A 17,507-nucleotide genomic window follows, 5' to 3' on the forward strand; every position below is an offset into this window, starting at 1 on the left:
CGCCGATCGAGCGGAGGACCGATCATGACGACACCCGCGGGCACGGCCCGATGAGCACCCCGCAGGCGGTCGACGCGCCGCTGACCCGAGCCGCGGTCTTCCTGACCGCCACCGTGCGCGAGGGCCGGGAGGCCGAGGAGGCGGTGCGGTCTGCTCTCGGCGCACTGCCGGGACTCGTCCGCGCGGTCGGCTTCCGCGAGCCCGACGAGCGGCTCTCGTGCGTCGTGGGCATCGGCTCCGGCGTGTGGGACCGGCTGACCGGGCTCCCCCACCCCGCACTGCTGCATCCGCTCGCGCCCGTGCACGGGTCGGTGCACACGGCGCCCGCGACCCCTGGCGACCTGCTGTTCCACCTCCGCGCCGATCGAGGCGACCTCTGCTTCGAGCTCGAGCGGCTGCTGATGGAGCGGCTCGGCGGGCACGTCGACGTGGTCGACGAGACGGTGGGCTTCCGCTCCTTCGACTCGCGCGACCTGCTGGGCTTCGTCGACGGCACCGAGAACCCGACGGGCACCGACGCGCTGGCGTCGACGGTGGTCGCCGACGGTCCGGATGCGGGAGGCAGCTACCTCGTCGGGCAGCGCTACCTGCACGATCTGGTCGCGTGGGAGAGCATCCCGCTCGAGGTGCAGCAGCACATCATCGGCCGCTCGAAGATCGACGACGTCGAGCTCGAGCCGCCGGCCGGCGAGCGCCCCTCGCACCGAGCCCTGGCGACGATCGTCGACGACTCCGGAGTGGAGCACGACATCGTGCGCGACAACATGCCCTTCGGCCGGCCGGGTCACGGCGAGTTCGGCACGTACTTCCTCGGCTACTCCCGCGACCCGGGCGTCATCGAGCAGATGCTGCACCGCATGTTCGTCGGCGAGCCGGCCGGCTCCTACGACCGGATGCTCGACGTCTCGCGCGCCACCACCGGCGCCCTCTTCTTCGCGCCGCCCGCCGAGCTGCTCGAGTCCCTGGCGCCCTGACGGCGGCTCACACCACCTCGTCGCTGAGCGCGATCGGGTTGCCGAAGCGGTGGTTGGTGATCGAGATCGCCTGCTCGCGGAGGAACGGCAGCAGTTCGACGCGACCGGCGGGCGTGATCGGGTCGGCGTAGATCGCGACGTCGGGTGAGCCGCCGAGCGCTTCGGCGAGAGCGGTCGAGAGCGGGATGCGGGAGCCGTCGGCGCGGACGAGCGGGACGGGCTTGCCCGTGCTGCCGCGGGTCATCCCGCTGAGGACGTCCGTGAAGGACCGGGTCGCATGGGGTGACGCGGGCGCGGGCGCGCCTGCCGCGTCGCGCCCGAGGGACGGCGCCGTGCCGCCCTGCGGGCCGCCGAAGGCGTCGACGCGGTCCGAGACGATGTCGCCGACGATGCGCACGCGCGAGGCCGTGATCCGTCCGGCGGCCGCTCGCTCGAGCCACTGCGCGTCCGACTCGACGACGACCTTCGGCACGAGTCCGGCCATCTCCTGGAGCTCGTCGCCCGAGAGCATCTCCTGCACCCGGGGTGGGAGCGGGATCGAGCTCGAGACGTCCATCCGCGAGCGGGTGAGCAGTCCCGCGGCGATCACCCGGAGCAGCTCGCCGAGATCACCGCCGTCGGCGAGCCGGATCGCGACCGGCACCCGCAGGTAGCGGAGCAGGTTGCGCTCGACGCCGATCTTGGAGATGTCGGTGACGACGCCGAACTCGGTCGCCCAGGCGAGCTGGTCGGAGAGGGCGGAGCGGCGGAGCAGGTCGAACTGCTCGAACTGCAGCGACGACTGAGCGGCCTCGATGAACTGCCGGGCGCGGTCGTCGAGTCCGCGCAGGTGCAGGGTGCTCGACGGCCGGGCGGGCGAGGGCTTCCACGAGCCGAGCCCGATGAGGTGGTTCGGCCCTCCCGCCTTCGCGCCGCCGCCGACGGAGGAGCGCTTCCAGCCGCCGAAGGGCTGCCGCCGCACGATCGCGCCGGTGATGCCGCGGTTGACGTAGAGGTTGCCCGCCTCGACCGAGTCGAGCCAGACCGCCAGCTCGTCGGCGTGCAGTGAGTGCAGACCCGCGGTGAGCCCGTAGTCGGTCGCGTTCTGCATCCGGATGGCGTCCTCGAGCGTCGCCGCGTGCATGATGCCGAGCACCGGCCCGAAGAACTCGGTGAGGTGGAAGTAGCTGTCCTCGGCGACGCCCTCGCGGACGCCCGGCGACCAGAGCCGGCCGCCCTCGTCGAGTCGGCGGGGCTCGACGAGCCAGGACTCCCCCGCGCCGAGCGTGGTCAGGGCGTGGGCGAGCTTGCCCGTCGGCGCCTCGATCAGCGGACCCATCACCGCGGCGGGGTCGCTCGGCAGCCCGACCCGGAGCGAGGTGACGGCGTCGACGAGCTGCGCGCGGAACCGCTTCGAGCGCGCGACGGAGCCGACCAGGATGACCAGCGACGCCGCCGAGCACTTCTGGCCGGCGTGTCCGAAGGCGCTCCTGACGATGTCGGCCACGGCGAGGTCGTAGTCGGCGTGGGGCGTGACGATGATCGCGTTCTTGCCGCTGGTCTCGGCCAGGAGCGGCAGGTCTACTCGCCAGGAGCGGAAGAGCTTCGCGGTCTCGTACGAGCCGGTCAGCACGACGCGGTCGACCAGCGGATCGGTGATCAGCGCCCGTCCGAGCGCCTCCTCGTCGAGGTCGACGAGCGCGAGGAGGTCCTGCGGGATGCCCGCATCCCAGAGCGCCTCGGCGAGGACCGCGGCGGAGCGGCGGGCCTGCGGCGCCGGCTTCAGGACGACGCCCGACCCCGCGGCGAGCGCCGCGAGCACCGAGCCGGCCGGGATGGCGATCGGGAAGTTCCAGGGCGGGGCGACGACGGTCACCCGCTCGGGGACGAAGGTCGCTCCGCCGACCGCGTCGAGCTCGCGCGCCCGGGTGGCGTAGTAGTGGGCGAAGTCGATCGCCTCCGACACCTCGGGATCGGCCTCGGCCAGGGTCTTGCCCGTCTCGGAGGCCATCACCTCGATCAGGCGGTCGCGGTTGGCAGCGAGGGCGAGGCCCGCGCGGTCGAGGATCGCGGCGCGGTCGTAGCCCAGCCGGTCGCCCCAGCGCTCGGCGCGACGGGCGACGCCGCGCAGCACCTCCTGCAGCTCCTCGGCGGTCGAGACGCGCGCCCTGTCGGCGGTCGACGTGCCGATGCGCGAGGTGGCGATGCGCTCGGTGATCAGGCGCGCCCAGCGCCGGTTGCCCGGCAGGGACGGGTCGGTGTCGGGCTCGTTGCGGAAGCCCGCGGTCGCGGCCGCGGCACCGGAGCCGCGACTGAGGCCGAGGACCGCCTGGGTGAGCCCCTCCTCCGCGGGATCGTGGGCGTGCTCGCCCGCCCCGGCGTGCTCCTGCACGAGGCGGAGCCCCGAGCCGGACGCCCACTCGCGCAGGCGGTCCTGGCTGCGGTTCGGAGTCGGCACGGTCTCGTCGAGCGCCTCCAGCGAGACCCTGAAGCGCTCGAGCTCGCGCTGGAGGACGCTCTCGTCCTCGAGCTCGAAGACGGCCGACAGGAAGTTCTCGGGGCTCGAGTTCTCCTCGAGCCGACGGATCAGGTACGAGATCGCGACGTCGAACTCGTGCGGGTGCACGACGGGCGTGTAGAGGAGGAGCCGGCCGACGTCCTCCCGGACCGCGCGGGCCTGACCCGTCGCCATGCCGAGCAGCATCTCGAAGTCGACCGCCTCGGCGACCCCGCGCTCGTTCGCCAGGATCCAGGCGAACGCGATGTCGAAGAGGTTGTGCCCGGCGACGCCGATCCGCACCGCGTCGGTGCGCTCGGGCCGGAGCGCCCAGTCGAGCAGGCGCTTGTAGTTGGTGTCGGCCTCGGCCTTGCTGCCGACCGTGGCGATCGGCCAGTCGTGGATCGCCGCGTCCACCCGCTCCATCGCGAGGTTGGCGCCCTTGACGACGCGGACCTTGATCGGGGCCCCACCGGCGCGTCGGCGCTCGACGGCCCACGCGGTGAGGCCCTGCAGCACGCCGAGGGCGTCGGGCAGGTAGGCCTGCAGCACGATCCCCGCCTCGAGCCCCTCCATGCCCGGCTGCTCGAGCAGCCGGCGGAACACGGCGACCGTGAGGTCGAGGTCGCGGTACTCCTCCATGTCGAGGTTGATGAACTTGGGGGTCGGGCTCGCCGCGGCGAGCTGGTAGAGCGGCGTCAGGCGCTCGACGACCCGGTCGACGGCCTCGTCGAAGGCCCACATCGAGAGCTGGCTGACGATGCTCGACACCTTGATGCTCACGTAGTCGACGTCGTCGCGCTCGAGCAGCCGGTGGGTGCCCTCGAGACGCCGCCGCGCCTCGCGTTCGCCGAGCACCGCCTCGCCCAGCAGGTTGAGGTTCAGCCGGTCGCCGCCCGTGCGGAGGTTCCGGATCGCACCGCCCAGGCGGGAGTCGGAGGCGTCGACCACCAGGTGGCCGACCATCTGGCGGAGCACGCGGCGGGCGGCGGGCACGACGATCCACGGGAGCACCGGGCCGACCGCGCCTCCGGTGGCGACCGCGGCGCGGAGGTAGGAGGGGAGGAATGCGGGGGTCTTCGCCGTCAGCGCGGACAGGTTCTCGGCCGCGACCGAGAGGTCCTCCGGCCGGGCGACGCCGTCGACGAAGCCGACGGTGAAGTCGAGGCCGTTCGGGTCCTGCAGCACGCCAGCCAGACGCTGGGCGGCCGGGTCGGCGGGGAACGCGCGGCTGCGGACGAGCCAGCGGCGCACCAGCGTCTCGACCCTGTCGAGGATCGGCTGGTCGGTGTCGAACTCGGGCTTCAAGCGCGGCAGCCGCAGCGGCATCCCGGTGTGGTACTGCCCGGTGTCGCTCAGGGCGCCCCGGTCGTGCCGGGCGTCGTCGGCCGGCTGCTCCTCGGCCTGCTCCTCCGACTGCTCGGCGGCCTGCTCCTCGGACAGCACGTCGTCGCGCTCCGGCTCGTTCCCGGGCGCTGCTGAGGACGTCGACTGCTCCATGCGTCGAGGCTATGCCCGAGTCGGCATGCGAGCGGGGCGTGTCGCACGGCTCTGGGGAGACTCCGCGCCGAGGGCGGGGTGTGGACGAGCCCCGCGCCGGGGTGCACGATGAGCGAACCCGCCTCCCTCGATCGGAGTCCCCGATGGACCAGCTGCCCATCCCGCACGCCGCCATGATCGCCGCGCAGGCGCTCATCGACAGCGCGGCGGCGTTCGACGGCGAGGCGACCGGCCCGATGAACCGCCTGACGCTCGAGCGCGCCCTCAGCCCCATCGAGGAGGGGGTGCTCGACGACGACGGCATCGTCGTGCCGACCGCGTCCGACGTCGCCGGCGCCGCCGTCATCTGCCTGACCTGGCTGACCGGGCGCCTGGTCGAGTCGAGCGGCCGCTCCCGGGAGGAGATCCTGTTCTCGCTCCGCGAGTTCGTCACGGAGGCGCTGCGCAGCGACGAGGGCTGACTCGCGCCCCGCGCGAACGCCGAGCACACTGGAGCGCATGGCCAGAAGCACCGCCCGTCGCGACCGGCACCGCCCGAAGGACGTCACCGAGCGCAGCGGCACCGCGCCCGGTCCGCGGCGGTCGGGCGGCCCCGCCCCCTCCGACCCCGCCGTCGACGTCGTCATCGTGGGCGCGGGCCACAACGGACTCGTCGCCGCCGCCTACCTCGCGCAGGCCGGACTCGACGTGCTCGTCCTCGAGCGGAGCGCCCGCGCCGGCGGTGCCGCGGTCTCGGAGAACCCCTTCCCCGGCGTCGAGGCGCGCCTCAGCCGGTACTCCTACCTCGTGAGCCTGCTGCCACCGTCGATCCTCGCCGATCTGCGCGTCGACGTCCCGCTCGTGCGCCGCCGCTACTCCTCCTACACGCCTGACCCCGTCGATCCGACCCGCGGCCTCCTCGTGGACACGGGCGATGCGGAGGCGACCGCCGCCTCGTTCGCCCGGCTCGGCGCCGCCGGCGACGCAGACCCGTTCGCCGACTTCTCGCGGCACACCGCGCGGATGGCGCGCGCTCTCTGGCCGACGCTGACCCAGCCGCTGCTGCGCCGAGGGGAGGCGCGGCGTCTCGTCGGCGACGACGACGTCTGGCGGGCGATGATCGAGCGGCCCATCGGCGAGGTCATCGAGCGGAACATCACGAACGATGCGGCCCGCGGCATCCTCCTCACCGACGCGCTGATCGGCACCTTCGCCGGCGCTCTCGACGCCGACCTCGCGCAGAACCGCTGCCTGCTCTACCACGTGATCGGAGGCGGAAGCGGTGACTGGGACGTCCCCGTGGGCGGCATGGGCGCCGTGTCGGGCGCTCTCGAGCGCGCCGCCCTCGACGCCGGCGCGCGGATCCTCACCGCCACCGAGGCCACCTCGGTGAGCGCCGACGGCGAGGTGACCTATCGCCGCGGTCCCCGCACGCGGCGGGTCCGCGCCCGCTTCGTGCTCTCGAACGCGGCGCCGTTCGTCCTCGACTCTCTGATGGGCGGCGGGTCGGGAGTCGGCGCCGAGCGACCGGAGGGAGCACAGGTCAAGGTGAACCTGGTGCTGACCAGGCTCCCCCGCCTCCGCGACGACAGCGTGACCCCGGAGGCGGCCTTCGGCGGCACCTTCCACGTCAACGAGGGCTACCGGCACCTCGAGGAGTCCTACCGGGCGGCGTCCCGCGGAATCGCTCCCGGCCCGATCCCGTGCGAGATCTACTGCCACTCGCTGACCGACCCGACGGTCCTCTCGCCCGAGCTCGCCGCCTCGGGAGCGCACACCCTGACGGTCTTCGCCCTGCACACGCCCGACCGCTGGCTGACCGCCGAGAACAACGAGCAGACGCGGGCGCGCCTCGAGGCCGAGATCCTCGACTCCCTCGACTCGGTGCTCGCCGAGCCGATCCGCGACCTGGTGATGCGCGACGCCGACGGGGCGCCGTGCATCGAGACGCGGACCACGCGCGACCTCGAGGCGAGCCTCGGGCTCCCCGGCGGGAACATCTTCCACGGTCCGCTGTCGTGGCCGTTCGCCGAGGACGACGAGCCGCTCGACACCCCCGCCCAGCGCTGGGGAGTCGCGACCGCTCACCCGCGGATCCTCCTCTGCGGTGCGGGCGCCCGGCGCGGGGGCGGCGTCTCGGGTCTCGGCGGGCACAACGCGGCGATGGCGGTCCTGGAGGAGCTCGGGGCGTAGTGCGACGGGGGCCTAGTGCCGGCGGTGGTCCTGGATCGTCATCCTCGGGCCCCGCCTGGGCTTGCGCGCCCCGCTCGTGCCGATCAGGCGGATCACGCGCTGGCGGTGCCCGCGCCACGGCTCGAGCAGCTCGAGCATGCCGTCGTCGTCGACCCCGTGCCGCCCCGTGAGAGCGAAGCCGATGGAGGCGGCCAGGTGGTAGTCGCCGACGCTCACCGCATCCGGGTCGCCGTGCGCGCGCATCATCACCTCCGCGGCCGTCCACGCGCCGATCCCGGGGACCGACTGCAGTCGCGCCGCGACCTCGGGGCCGCCGCGGCCGAGCGCGAGGGTGCGCTCGAGACCGGGGGCGACGAGGGCCGCCGTGAGGAGGGTGCGCGAGCGCCGCGGGTCGACGCCGGCCCGGTGCCACTCCCACGAGGGGATGCGGCGCCACTGCTCGGCCGTCGGCGCGACGTGGAGCGGCACGGGGCCGGGTGCCGGATCGCCGTAGCGCCGCACCAGCACCCGATAGGCGCGCCACGCCTCCGTGCTCGTGACCTTCTGCTCGAGGATCGACGGCGCGAGCATCTCGAAGACGAGGTTGGCCCGCGTGAGCCGGAGCCCGCTGGAGCGCCGCAGCACCTCGGCCAGCGGCCGGTGCGACGAGAGGTCGAGCCCGCTCCAGTCGTCCCCGTGCCCCAGCAGCTCGGGCACCCTGTCGATCAGCCACTCGGCGCCCTCGCCCCACGCCCGCGCGTGCACCGCGCCGTCGGAGGCCTGCCGCAGCTGCAGAGTGCCCGCCCCGAGCGGCGTGCGGAAGGCGCGCCAGTAGCCGGAGGCGTCGATCAGCATCGTCGGGTCGCCCGAGCCCCGCAGCAGCGTGCGCACGGTGAGCGCGAGGCTCACCGGCACGGCCGGCGCGTACACCGTTGCCCTGGCGGGCACGGGAGCAGGGTGGGTGATCGACACGCAGCGATGCTAACCGCGCCCTCCGACATCGGCTCCGGAAGCCTCTCCGCAGAACCGCCATCCACGACGTGTTCGGAGCCGCGCCCGCATCGGATTGGTCCAACCGCGATGACCACATGCGCAGATCCGATGTCGGGAATTCGCTGGTCAGTGCTCGGTTCCCGGGCGTAGCTTCGCGCTGTCGCGGCGACGAACCACGTCGTCCGGCATCCGCCTATCACTGGAGATGCGCACATGTTCGACACGACCTTCATCCGCAACGCGATCGTGAGGAGCTCCGAGACGGCCCTCGATCGTCGTCGCTTCTTCGAGGCCACCGGCATCGCCGGCCTCGGCATCGGAGCAGCCGCCCTCGCCGCCCCCTCCGCCTCGGCCGAGGAAGTCGCGGCCGCCGGCCCCGGCGACCCCGCCGTCCTCAACTTCGCGCTCAACCTCGAGTACCTCGAGGCCGAGTTCTACCTCCGCGCCGTCACCGGCTCGGGCCTCAACAGCAGCGACACCGGCGGCGTCGGCCGTCTCGGCGGAGTCAAGGGCGGCCGCGCCGTCCCGTTCAAGACCCCGTGGCTGAAGTCGTTCGCCCGCGAGGTCGCCAACGACGAGAAGGCGCACGTCAAGTTCCTCCGGGCCCAGCTCGGCGGCGCCGCTGTCGCACGCCCGTCAATCAACCTCACCGAGAGCTTCAACGCCGCCGCGACCGCGGCCGGCCTGATCCCCGCCGGTGGGTCCTTCGACCCGTTCCTGAACGAGCAGAACTTCCTGCTCGGCGCCTACGTCTTCGAGGACGTCGGAGTCACCGCCTACAAGGGCGCTGCTCCCCTCATCGAGTCGAAGGTCTACCTGGAGGCGGCCGCCGGCATCCTCGCGGTCGAGGCGTACCACGCCGGTGCCATCCGCTCGGCGATCTACAGCGCCGGTCTCGACGTGCAGGCGGGCAAGCTCTCCGACGCTCGCGACAGCCTCGACGGGGCCACCGATCTCGACCAGGGTGTCAAGGTCGGCGGTGAGGCCAACATCCAGCCCACCGACGCCAACGGCATCGCCTTCAGCCGCAACCCCGGCCAGGTCCTCAACGTCGTGTACCTGAACCCGAAGGCGACCACCAAGGGCGGATTCTTCCCCGAGGGCGTCAACGGCGTGGTCAACACGAGCCAGGCCAACTAGTCCGGTACGACGACGGGCCCTTCCTCGAGGCGGCGAGGAGGGGCCCGTCGTCGTTCCTGCCCCGAGCGCGCCCCCGCGTCCTCTACTCTGAGCGGGTGAAGATCGGGATCCTGACCTCCGGGGGCGACTGCCCCGGGCTGAACGCCGTCATCCGCGGCGCTGTCTACAAGGGCATGAAGGTGTACGACCAGGAGTTCGTCGGCTTCCGCAACGGCTGGCGCGGCGTGGTCGACGGCGACCTGCTCCCCCTCGGCCGCGCGGACATCCAGGGCATCGCCAAGCAGGGCGGCACCATCCTCGGCACGAGCCGCACGAACCCCTTCGAGGGCGAGAACGGCGGCCCCGAGAAGATCGCCGGGATGATGGAGCGCAACGGCATCGACTCGATCATCGCGATCGGAGGCGAGGGCACCCTCGCCGCGGCCAAGCGCCTCACCGACGCCGGGCTCAAGATCGTCGGCGTCCCCAAGACGATCGACAACGACCTCGGGGCGACCGACTACACCTTCGGGTTCGACACCGCGGTCGGCATCGCGACCGACGCGATGGACCGCCTCCGCACCACCGGCGACTCCCACGGGCGCTGCATGGTCGCCGAGGTCATGGGACGCCACGTCGGCTGGATCGCCCTCCACTCGGGCATGGCCGCCGGCGCGCACGTGATCCTCATCCCCGAGAAGAAGACCTCGATCGAGCAGATCGTCGAGTGGGTGAAGAGCGCTCAGGACCGCGGTCGCGCTCCCCTCGTCGTCGTCGCCGAGGGCTTCTCGCTCGACAGCATGGACGACGCGCACTCCGAGCGCGGCCTCGACGCCTTCGGCCGCCCGCGCCTGGGCGGCATCGGCGAGATGCTCGCTCCGATGATCGAGGAGCGCACGGGCATCGAGACCCGCGCGACCACCCTCGGCCACATCCAGCGCGGAGGAACCCCCACCGCGTTCGACCGCGTCCTCGCTACCCGCCTCGGCATGGCCGCCATCGACTCCGTCGTCGCCGAGCACTGGGGCCGGATGGTGGCGCTGCGCGGCACCGACATCTACCACGTCGACTTCGCCGAGGCGCTCGGCACCCTGAAGACGGTGCCCGACTACCGCTACGAGGAGGCGCGCACCCTCTTCGGGTAGCGCGCCTCCGCGGCATCGGCGTCTCTAGGAGGCGCCGCCGGGCGTCGCCGTCGGCACGATCACGGCGCGCGCGAGCGTGTGGAAGTGCACGTTGAAGCCGAGGATCGCGGGCGTCGACTCGGGGTCGAGCTCGAGCGCCTCGACGTCGAGGGCGTGCACGGCGAAGAAGTAGCGGTGCTCGCGGTCCGGCGGCGCCGCTCCGATGAACTGGCGCAGCCGCATCTCGTTCGGCAGCGTCTGCGCGCCGGCCGGCAGCAGCTCGAAGCCGGCGGACCCGGCGCCGGTCGGCAGCTCGGCGGTGTCGGCCGGGAGGTTGTAGACGGCCCAGTGCCAGAAGCCCGAGCCGGTCGGCGCGTCGGGGTCGAAGACCGTGACGGCGAAGCTCTTCGTGCCCTCCGGCGCTCCCGACCAGGCCAGGTGCGGCGAGACGTCCTCGCCGCCCGCGCCCTCGCCGTAGTGGCGCGCCGCCAGCGGCTCGCCGTCGGCCATGTCGTCGCTGGTGAGGGCGAAGGTCGGCACCTCGCCGAGTCGGGCGTAGGGGTCGTAGTTCCAGTCGGACATCCGGTTCTCCGTTCGAGGGGGGCGCGCGATCCGCGAGCCTCGACCAGCCTACGAAGGGGCGGCCGCCGATCCAGGGCTTGCGATCACGACCCCAGGTAGCGCCCAGGCCGGTGGTTGAAGGCGAGCACGAGGTTGAGCACGACGACCCCCGCCGCCGAGATCAGCACGTTCACCGGCGGCACCACCAGCAGGGCAGCCGCCACCACGCAGGCGTCCAGCGCCATCATCACGTAGCCCGCCCGCCAGCCGAGGCGCTCCTGCGCGATCAGCGCGACGATGCTGAAGCCGCCGAGGCTCGAGCCGTGCCGGAAGAGGATCAGCAGGCCGATCCCGGCGAGGATGTCGCCCGTCAGCACCCCGTAGACCGGGTCGATGCGGAGCGACCCGAACGCGAGCGGGTGCAGCCCCGCGAGCACCGAGACCAGCACGATCGAGAACATCGTCCGCAGGGTGAACCGCCAGCCCTTCTTCCACAGCGACAGCGCGAGGAACGGCAGGTTGACCACGACGAGGATCACGCCGAACGGGATCGGCAGCGGGTAGCCGAGGAGGAGCGCGAGTCCGGCCGTCCCGCCCGTCACCGCCTCGCTCGCCCGCAGCAGGAAGAGGCCGAACGAGACGACGAAGGCGCCGGTGACGAGTCCGAAGACGTCCTCGACGCGCGAGTGCGGCACGGTGCTGGTGGCGTCGGACATCCGACGATGCTGGCACAGGCATGTTGCGCCGCCGTTTCGCCCGGGGTCGGCACCCTCGTAGGCTGTGCCGGTGCTGCCCAAGATCCTGCTGTTCTACCGCTTCGTGCCGCTGGCCGACCCGGAGACGATGCGGCTGTGGCAGCGCGAGCTCTGCGAGTCCCTCGGTCTGCGCGGTCGCCTCCTGCTCTCGAAGGACGGCATCAACGGCACCCTCGGCGGCGAGATGACGGCGCTGAAGCGCTACGTCCGCCGCACCCGCGAGCACTCCGCCTTCCACGGGCTCGAGGTCAAGTGGAGCGAGGGCTCGGGCCTCGACGAGGACGGCCGGAGCGTCGACTTCCCGGGGCTCTCGGTGAAGGTCCGCGACGAGATCGTGTCGTTCGGTGCGCCCGGCGAGCTCCGCGTCGACGCGGACGGAGTGGTCGGCACCGGCACGAGGCTCCAGCCCGACGAGGTCGACGCGCTGGTCGCCGAGCGCGAGGACGTCGTCTTCTTCGACGGCCGCAACGCGTTCGAGGCCGAGATCGGCCGGTTCGACGGAGCCGTCGTGCCCGGCGTCTCGAGCACACGCGAGTTCGTCGAGCAGCTCGACTCCGGCGCCTACGACCACCTCAAGGGGCGCCCCGTCGTCACCTACTGCACGGGAGGGATCCGCTGCGAGGTGCTGTCGAGCCTGATGACCGCGCGCGGCTTCGGCGAGGTGTACCAGCTCGACGGCGGCATCGTCCGCTACGCCGAGGCCCGGCGCGACGCCGGCCACTGGCGGGGTGCGCTCTACGTCTTCGACGGCCGCGGCTCGCTCACCTTCTCCCCCGATGCCGAGGTGATCGGGCGCTGCACCGCCTGCGAGGCGCCGACGAGCCGGATGCGCAACTGCGTCGATCCGTCGTGCCGAACCCAGCTCGTGGTCTGTCAAGGCTGCGACGCCGTCGCCTGTGCCGTGCATGCGAGCCGTACGCTCGCCTCATGAGCATCGAAGCGCGCGGACGCACCCTCGTCGACCTCCACACCGCCCCCGAGCTGCTGAGCGTGGTGAACGTCTGGGACGCCGTCTCGGCGACCACCGTCGCGGCCCTCCCCGAGACCCGCGCGCTCGCCACGGCCAGCCACTCCATCGCCGCGAGCTTCGGCTACGAGGACGGCGAGCGGATCCCCCTCGACCTGCACCTGAGCATGATCGCGCGCATCGTCGCCGCGGTCGAGGTGCCCGTGTCGGCCGACCTCGAGGCGGGCTACGGCGACGCCGGCGAGACCGTCCGCCGCGCCATCGAGGTGGGCGTCGTCGGCGCGAACCTCGAGGACCAGCTGAAGCCGCTCCCGGAGGCGCTGCGCGCGGTCGAGAAGGCCGTCGCGGCCGCCGAGGCCGAGGCCGTCCCCTTCGCGCTCAACGCCCGCACCGACGCCTTCGTGAAGGCGGGCGACCGCGACCGCGGTGAGGTGCTGGCCGACGCGATCGAGCGCGGCCGCGCCTACCTCGACGCCGGAGCCACCTGCTTCTTCGTTCCCGGTCTGCTGCAGGACGCCGAGCTCGAGGCCCTCGTCGCCGCGCTCGGCCGCCAGCGCGTCAGCGTGATCGGCGTCCCCGGCTCGCAGTCGCCCGCCCGCTTCGAGGAGCTGGGCCTCGCCCGGATCTCCTACGGCCCGTGGACCCAGCGCGTCGCCCTGACGGCGCTGCAGCAGACCGCGGAGGCTCTCTACGCCGGCGGCGCGCTGCCCGAGGGGACGCGGGCGCTGAACTGACGAGGACCTGAACTGACCCTGATCCGCGGGGCCCTTCGGGCGTAGCGTGGGCTCATGTTCCGAGCCATCGTCGTCGAACGGCACGACTCCTCCGAGACCCCGAACCGCGCACGACTCGTCGATCGCGACGAACCCGATCGGGCGCACGGCGACGTGACGATCGCCGTCGAGTACTCGAGCGTCAACTTCAAGGACGCGCTCGCGCTCGCCGGCCGCCCAGGAGTGGTCCGCCGCACGCCGCTGATCGCCGGGATCGACGTCGTCGGCACCGTCGAGTACGCCGACGGCGCCGCGGCCGAGCGCTTCGACTCCGGCGACCGCGTGGTGCTGAACGGTGCGGGTCTCGGCGAGCGCCACGACGGAGGGTTCGCCGAGCGCGCCCGTGTCGAGTCGGAGTCGCTCCTGCGCGTCCCCGGGGCGATCTCGTCGGCGCGGGCCGGCGCGATCGGCACGGCGGGGTTCACCGCGATGCTCGCCGTCCTCGCACTCGAGCGCCACGGCGTCCGGGCGGGCGAGGGGCCCGTCCTCGTCACGGGAGCCGCCGGCGGGGTCGGATCCGTCGCGATCGCCCTTCTCGCGCGACTCGGCCACGAGGTGGTCGCCTCCTCCGGCCGCGCCGCCGAGCACGGCGACTTCCTCCGTCGTCTCGGCGCCGCCGAGGTCGTCGACCGCGCCGCACTGCAGGAGGCGGGCAAGCCGCTGCAGTCCGAGCGCTGGGCGGGAGTCGTCGACTCCGCCGGCTCGCACACCCTCGCCAACGCGCTCGCGCAGACCCGCTGGGGCGGCACCGTCGCCGCCTGCGGTCTCGCGCAGGGCGCCGACCTGCCCGCGACGGTGATGCCGTTCATCCTGCGCGGCGTCACGCTCGCGGGCATCAACTCGGTGGAGGCTCCGCGCAAGCTCCGCGAGGAGGCCTGGCGCCGCCTCGCCCACGACCTCGACCTCGACCTGCTCGACGCGCTGACGTCGACCGTGTCGCTCGGAGGCGCACTGCAGATCGCCGAGGACGTCCTCGGCGGGCGGGTCCGCGGCCGCACCCTGGTCGACGTCCGCGCCTGATTCACAGGTCGAAACGGGCGTCTCGCCGAAACGGGCGCGAAACAGCGCCTGCGTAGGGTCGCGGGATGAGCACAACCGTCGACAAGACCGCAGCCGGCATCGGCGAGCGCCAATAGAAGACGAGCACAGGTACCACATCGGGATCGCACCGGGCGAGGTGTCGACGGTGGCGCTGCTGCCGGGCGACCCCTTCCGCGTGCCCATGATCGCCGAGTTCCTCGACGACGCCCGCGAGATCGCGCCCAACCGCGAGCATCTGACGATGATCGGCACCTACAAGGGCCACCCGATCACGGCGACGAGCACCGGCATGGGCTGCCCGTCGACCGCGATCGCCGTCGAGGAGCTCGCGCGCGTCGGCGTCACCTCGTTCATCCGCGTGGGCAGCTCGGCCGCGACGCAGCCCGGGATCGAGCCGGGGGCGCTCCTCGTGAGCGAGGGGACGCTCCGCAACGACGGCACGAGCGCCGCCTACGCGCACCCGGGCTTCCCGGCGGTGCCCGACCTCGAGCTGACCTCGGCGCTGCTCGCCGCGACCCGCGAGATCGCGCAGCGCGAGGGAGTGCCCGTGCACTCCGGGATCAACGCGAGCGACGACGCGTTCTACGCCGAGACTCCGGAGTGGATCGCGACGCTCGAGAAGCACGGGATCCTCAACGTCGAGATGGAGTCGAGCGCGCTCTACGTCGTGGCACGGCTCCGCGGGCTCCGGGCCGGCATGGTCTGCGCGTGCTCGAGCAACCTCGTCGATGGCGCGAGCCTCTACTCCGGCACGAAGGAACGGCTGGCGCAGGGCTGGCGGCTCAGCATCGAGGCGGCGCTCGAGACAGCGGTGCGGCTGAAGCTGTGAGGCGCTGAGGCCCTGGGGGCTCTACTCCGCAGCCTCGGTCGCTCCGCTGGGCTCGGCCGAGGCGTGACCGACGGAGGAGTCGGGACGCGGAGTGCGGGTGCGCGGGGTGGCGGGCTTCTTCTTCGCCTTCGGGGCGGGGGCGGGTTCCGGAGTCGGTTCCGGGGTCGGCTCCGTGGTCGGCTCCGGGGTCGGCTCCGGGGTCGGCTCCGCCGCCGGTTCCTGCGCGTTCGCGCTCGCCGCCGCGACACGGGCCGCGGCCTGCTCGGCGACCTCGGGCACGATCACCAGGTCGTCCGTCTCGATCACCGGGATCGCCGCCGTCCCCGTGCCGAGCTGCAGCGCGGCGATCAGCTCCTGCGCGTGGCGGGTGCTGATGATCAGGCGCGAGTAGTCCTCGTCGGCCAGATCGATCACGACGGCCGACGGCCTGCGCTTGATCAGCAGGAAGTCCTTGCCGCCGTGGAACTTCCAGGTCCCCACCGCGATCGTCAGCGGGACGGCCGTCCCTGGGGCGCGGATGCCGCGGACCCAGATCCACGGATCCTCCGTGACGGTCGCCGAGCGGATGCTCGAGCGGTCGACCACGACATCGCCGCGGTGGAAGGCCAGGATCCGCTCGGCCGGGGTGAGGCGGAGTTCGAGGCGGTCGGGGAGCACGGTCACGACGGGCATGCCCCTAGTCTGCCCGGACCGATCGTCCTCCGCGCCCCGCGATGGGAGCATGGTCGGATGCCGATGGATCAGGAGGAGCAGCGCCTCCTCGACGCGATGCTCGTCGAGAAGCAGGCGCAGACCCGGCTCGAGGCCGAGCGTCTGGAGGAGGCGCTCACCGACCTGCTGCTCGCCCGCGGCGACGGCACCGCCGACGACGAGCACGACCCGGAGGGGACCCCGCTCTCGGCCGAATGGTCGCGGATGGCCGGGGTGCGCGACGCCCTCGCCCTGACCGGCCGCGAACTCGCGTCGGCCCGCGAGCGTCTCGCCGCCGGCGACTACGGCGTCTGCGCGCACTGCGGCCGCCCCATCGGCGCCGCCCGCCTCGAGGCCCGCCCGACCGCCGAGCTCTGCATCGACTGCGCCCGCCTCGCGGAGTCGCGGCGGCGGTGAGCCGGCGTCAGCAGTTCAGGATCACTCCTCGAGAGCCTGCCGCATCATCCTCGCGAATCGTGGGACGCCCGCTCTCTCCAGTGCCGAGACGAGCTGAAGGGGAGTGAGCGGAGGAGCCGAACAGGCGTCGGACCACTCGTGGAGCGCCTCGAGCACGAGTTCGGGCAGAAGATCGAGCTGATCGAGGAGGAACGCATCCGGATGCCTCACTTCGAGGTCGAAACCGACGACCGAAGCAGGGCCGAAGTCTGCGAGGTCGAACGTGACCAGGACCGCGGCGTCCGCTCGAACCGCCGCGGCGAGCACGTGCCGGTCCTTCGGATGGTTCCTCATCACCCCGATCAGGGAGTCGTAGCCCGACACCATCGCGTCCGGGAAGTGCTGCCGCATCGCGTCGATCCGCCGGTCGACGGCCCGCGGAGGAAGACTGCGCCGGAGGTTCCGTCCGAGTTCGTCCAGCACGTCTGCCGACCAGAGTGGCCGGAAGGCCCCGCGCGCTGCCAGCCGGAGGAGGAAGTCGTTGAGACTCGCGCTGTAGAGGACGTTCGTGTCGAAGAAGACCGGGAACCGCACTGGCGACTACGCCTCGCTCGGCGAGGCCCGCTCGAACGGGGGCAGGTCGGCCCCGTAGAGGTCGTGCTCCTGCGACGATGCGGTCAGGTCGGCCAGAGCACGCAGCCGGTCGCGTTGAATCCGCTCCTGGTACTCGACCAGCGCACTGAGCATGACCCGCCGATGCCTGCCGACGAGCTCGAACTCGAGACCGCCGGCCTCGAGGATCTTGACGAACGTCGGCCGGGACACTCCGAGGAAGTCAGCGGCCTCCTGCGTCGTCAGCCGCGCCCGCGACGGCATCACGGTCACTCCGTCGCCGTTGGCGAGCGCCGCGGCCACCGTGACGAGCGCGTCGAAGATCTCTCCGGGGATCCGCACCGACTCACCGTCGGGCGAGATGAGGACGGCAGTGTCGTGACCCCCGGATCCGCTGATCGAGAGCCGGCGCGCGAAGTCGACGACGTCGCGTCGCTGCGACCCGTCGGGCGGGAGGAAGGTGCGGGGAGTCCGACGGGAGGTCTCTGAGGCGAGCATTCTCCGAGAATATTCGAAATAATCGAAAACAGCGCCCTCGGCGCGTTC

The 17,507-nt window shown here is 72.7% G+C and carries 17 protein-coding genes; 10 read left to right on the forward strand and 7 right to left on the reverse strand.

Features of this window, described 5'->3' with window-relative positions:
* Window positions 1–50 precede the first annotated feature (50 nt).
* Window positions 51–974 carry a Dyp-type peroxidase gene (locus tag GRS92_RS01885; protein ID WP_159852776.1) on the forward strand — a complete coding sequence of 308 codons (924 nt, stop codon included), beginning with the start codon at window positions 51–53 and terminating at the stop codon, window positions 972–974.
* 7 nt (window positions 975–981) lie between these two features.
* Here the strand turns inward: GRS92_RS01885 and GRS92_RS01890 are convergent, their stop codons facing one another.
* Window positions 982–4,779 (reverse strand): bifunctional proline dehydrogenase/L-glutamate gamma-semialdehyde dehydrogenase, encoded by a 3,798-nt coding sequence (locus GRS92_RS01890; RefSeq protein ID WP_159853266.1) that lies wholly within the window; start codon window positions 4,777–4,779, stop codon window positions 982–984.
* A 314-nt stretch (window positions 4,780–5,093) separates the two neighbouring features.
* Here GRS92_RS01890 and GRS92_RS01895 point away from each other — a divergent pair, with 314 nt between their 5' ends.
* Window positions 5,094–5,411, forward strand: a complete 318-nt coding sequence (locus GRS92_RS01895) for a hypothetical protein (protein WP_159852778.1) — start codon at window positions 5,094–5,096, stop codon at window positions 5,409–5,411.
* Window positions 5,412–5,448: 37 nt separating this feature from the next.
* Window positions 5,449–7,122 carry a phytoene desaturase family protein gene (locus GRS92_RS01900; protein WP_159852780.1) on the forward strand — a complete coding sequence of 558 codons (1,674 nt, stop codon included), beginning with the start codon at window positions 5,449–5,451 and terminating at the stop codon, window positions 7,120–7,122.
* A gap of 12 nt (window positions 7,123–7,134) precedes the next feature.
* Here GRS92_RS01900 and GRS92_RS01905 read toward each other — a convergent pair whose 3' ends face one another.
* Window positions 7,135–8,073 carry a DNA-3-methyladenine glycosylase family protein gene (locus GRS92_RS01905; protein WP_327437418.1) on the reverse strand — a complete coding sequence of 313 codons (939 nt, stop codon included), beginning with the start codon at window positions 8,071–8,073 and terminating at the stop codon, window positions 7,135–7,137.
* 234 nt (window positions 8,074–8,307) lie between these two features.
* Between GRS92_RS01905 and GRS92_RS01910 the strand changes: the two genes are divergently transcribed.
* Window positions 8,308–9,234 (forward strand): ferritin-like domain-containing protein, encoded by a 927-nt coding sequence (locus GRS92_RS01910; RefSeq protein WP_159852782.1) that lies wholly within the window; start codon window positions 8,308–8,310, stop codon window positions 9,232–9,234.
* Window positions 9,235–9,329: 95 nt separating this feature from the next.
* A complete protein-coding gene (locus GRS92_RS01915) occupies window positions 9,330–10,358 on the forward strand; it encodes a 6-phosphofructokinase (RefSeq protein WP_159852784.1) in 1,029 nt (342 codons plus the stop codon).
* 24 nt (window positions 10,359–10,382) lie between these two features.
* Here GRS92_RS01915 and GRS92_RS01920 read toward each other — a convergent pair whose 3' ends face one another.
* Window positions 10,383–10,919, reverse strand: a complete 537-nt coding sequence (locus tag GRS92_RS01920) for a YbhB/YbcL family Raf kinase inhibitor-like protein (RefSeq protein WP_159852786.1) — start codon at window positions 10,917–10,919, stop codon at window positions 10,383–10,385.
* An 83-nt stretch (window positions 10,920–11,002) separates the two neighbouring features.
* Complete coding sequence (locus GRS92_RS01925) at window positions 11,003–11,614, reverse strand: YitT family protein (protein WP_159852788.1); 612 nt, start codon at window positions 11,612–11,614, stop codon at window positions 11,003–11,005.
* Between the two features lie 73 nt (window positions 11,615–11,687).
* Between GRS92_RS01925 and trhO the strand changes: the two genes are divergently transcribed.
* The 4 genes from trhO to GRS92_RS01945 all read left to right on the forward strand — a co-directional run bounded on the left by trhO (window position 11,688) and on the right by GRS92_RS01945 (window position 15,263).
* Window positions 11,688–12,584, forward strand: a complete 897-nt coding sequence (trhO, locus tag GRS92_RS01930; RefSeq protein ID WP_268817133.1) for an oxygen-dependent tRNA uridine(34) hydroxylase TrhO — start codon at window positions 11,688–11,690, stop codon at window positions 12,582–12,584.
* Window positions 12,581–13,354, forward strand: a complete 774-nt coding sequence (locus GRS92_RS01935; protein ID WP_159852790.1) for an isocitrate lyase/PEP mutase family protein — start codon at window positions 12,581–12,583, stop codon at window positions 13,352–13,354. Before trhO ends, GRS92_RS01935 begins: the two co-directional genes overlap by 4 nt.
* A 54-nt stretch (window positions 13,355–13,408) precedes the next feature.
* Window positions 13,409–14,413, forward strand: coding sequence for an MDR family oxidoreductase (locus GRS92_RS01940; protein ID WP_159852792.1), 1,005 nt, complete (start codon window positions 13,409–13,411; stop codon window positions 14,411–14,413).
* 166 nt (window positions 14,414–14,579) lie between these two features.
* Window positions 14,580–15,263, forward strand: coding sequence for a nucleoside phosphorylase (locus GRS92_RS01945; RefSeq protein WP_159852794.1), 684 nt, complete (start codon window positions 14,580–14,582; stop codon window positions 15,261–15,263).
* A 21-nt stretch (window positions 15,264–15,284) separates the two neighbouring features.
* Here GRS92_RS01945 and GRS92_RS18815 read toward each other — a convergent pair whose 3' ends face one another.
* Window positions 15,285–15,935, reverse strand: a complete 651-nt coding sequence (locus GRS92_RS18815; RefSeq protein ID WP_204162106.1) for a hypothetical protein — start codon at window positions 15,933–15,935, stop codon at window positions 15,285–15,287.
* 57 nt (window positions 15,936–15,992) lie between these two features.
* Between GRS92_RS18815 and GRS92_RS01960 the strand changes: the two genes are divergently transcribed.
* Window positions 15,993–16,370, forward strand: a complete 378-nt coding sequence (locus tag GRS92_RS01960; RefSeq protein ID WP_235021770.1) for a TraR/DksA family transcriptional regulator — start codon at window positions 15,993–15,995, stop codon at window positions 16,368–16,370.
* A 21-nt stretch (window positions 16,371–16,391) separates the two neighbouring features.
* Here GRS92_RS01960 and GRS92_RS01965 read toward each other — a convergent pair whose 3' ends face one another.
* On the reverse strand, window positions 16,392–16,943 hold the full coding sequence (locus tag GRS92_RS01965) for a PIN domain-containing protein (protein WP_159852796.1): 552 nt from the start codon (window positions 16,941–16,943) through the stop codon (window positions 16,392–16,394).
* A gap of 6 nt (window positions 16,944–16,949) precedes the next feature.
* On the reverse strand, window positions 16,950–17,459 hold the full coding sequence (locus tag GRS92_RS01970) for an excisionase family DNA-binding protein (RefSeq protein ID WP_159852798.1): 510 nt from the start codon (window positions 17,457–17,459) through the stop codon (window positions 16,950–16,952).
* Window positions 17,460–17,507: the final 48 nt, after the last annotated feature.

This window comes from Rathayibacter sp. VKM Ac-2754 (assembly GCF_009807095.1).
Taxonomy (GTDB): Bacteria; Actinomycetota; Actinomycetes; order Actinomycetales; family Microbacteriaceae; genus Rathayibacter.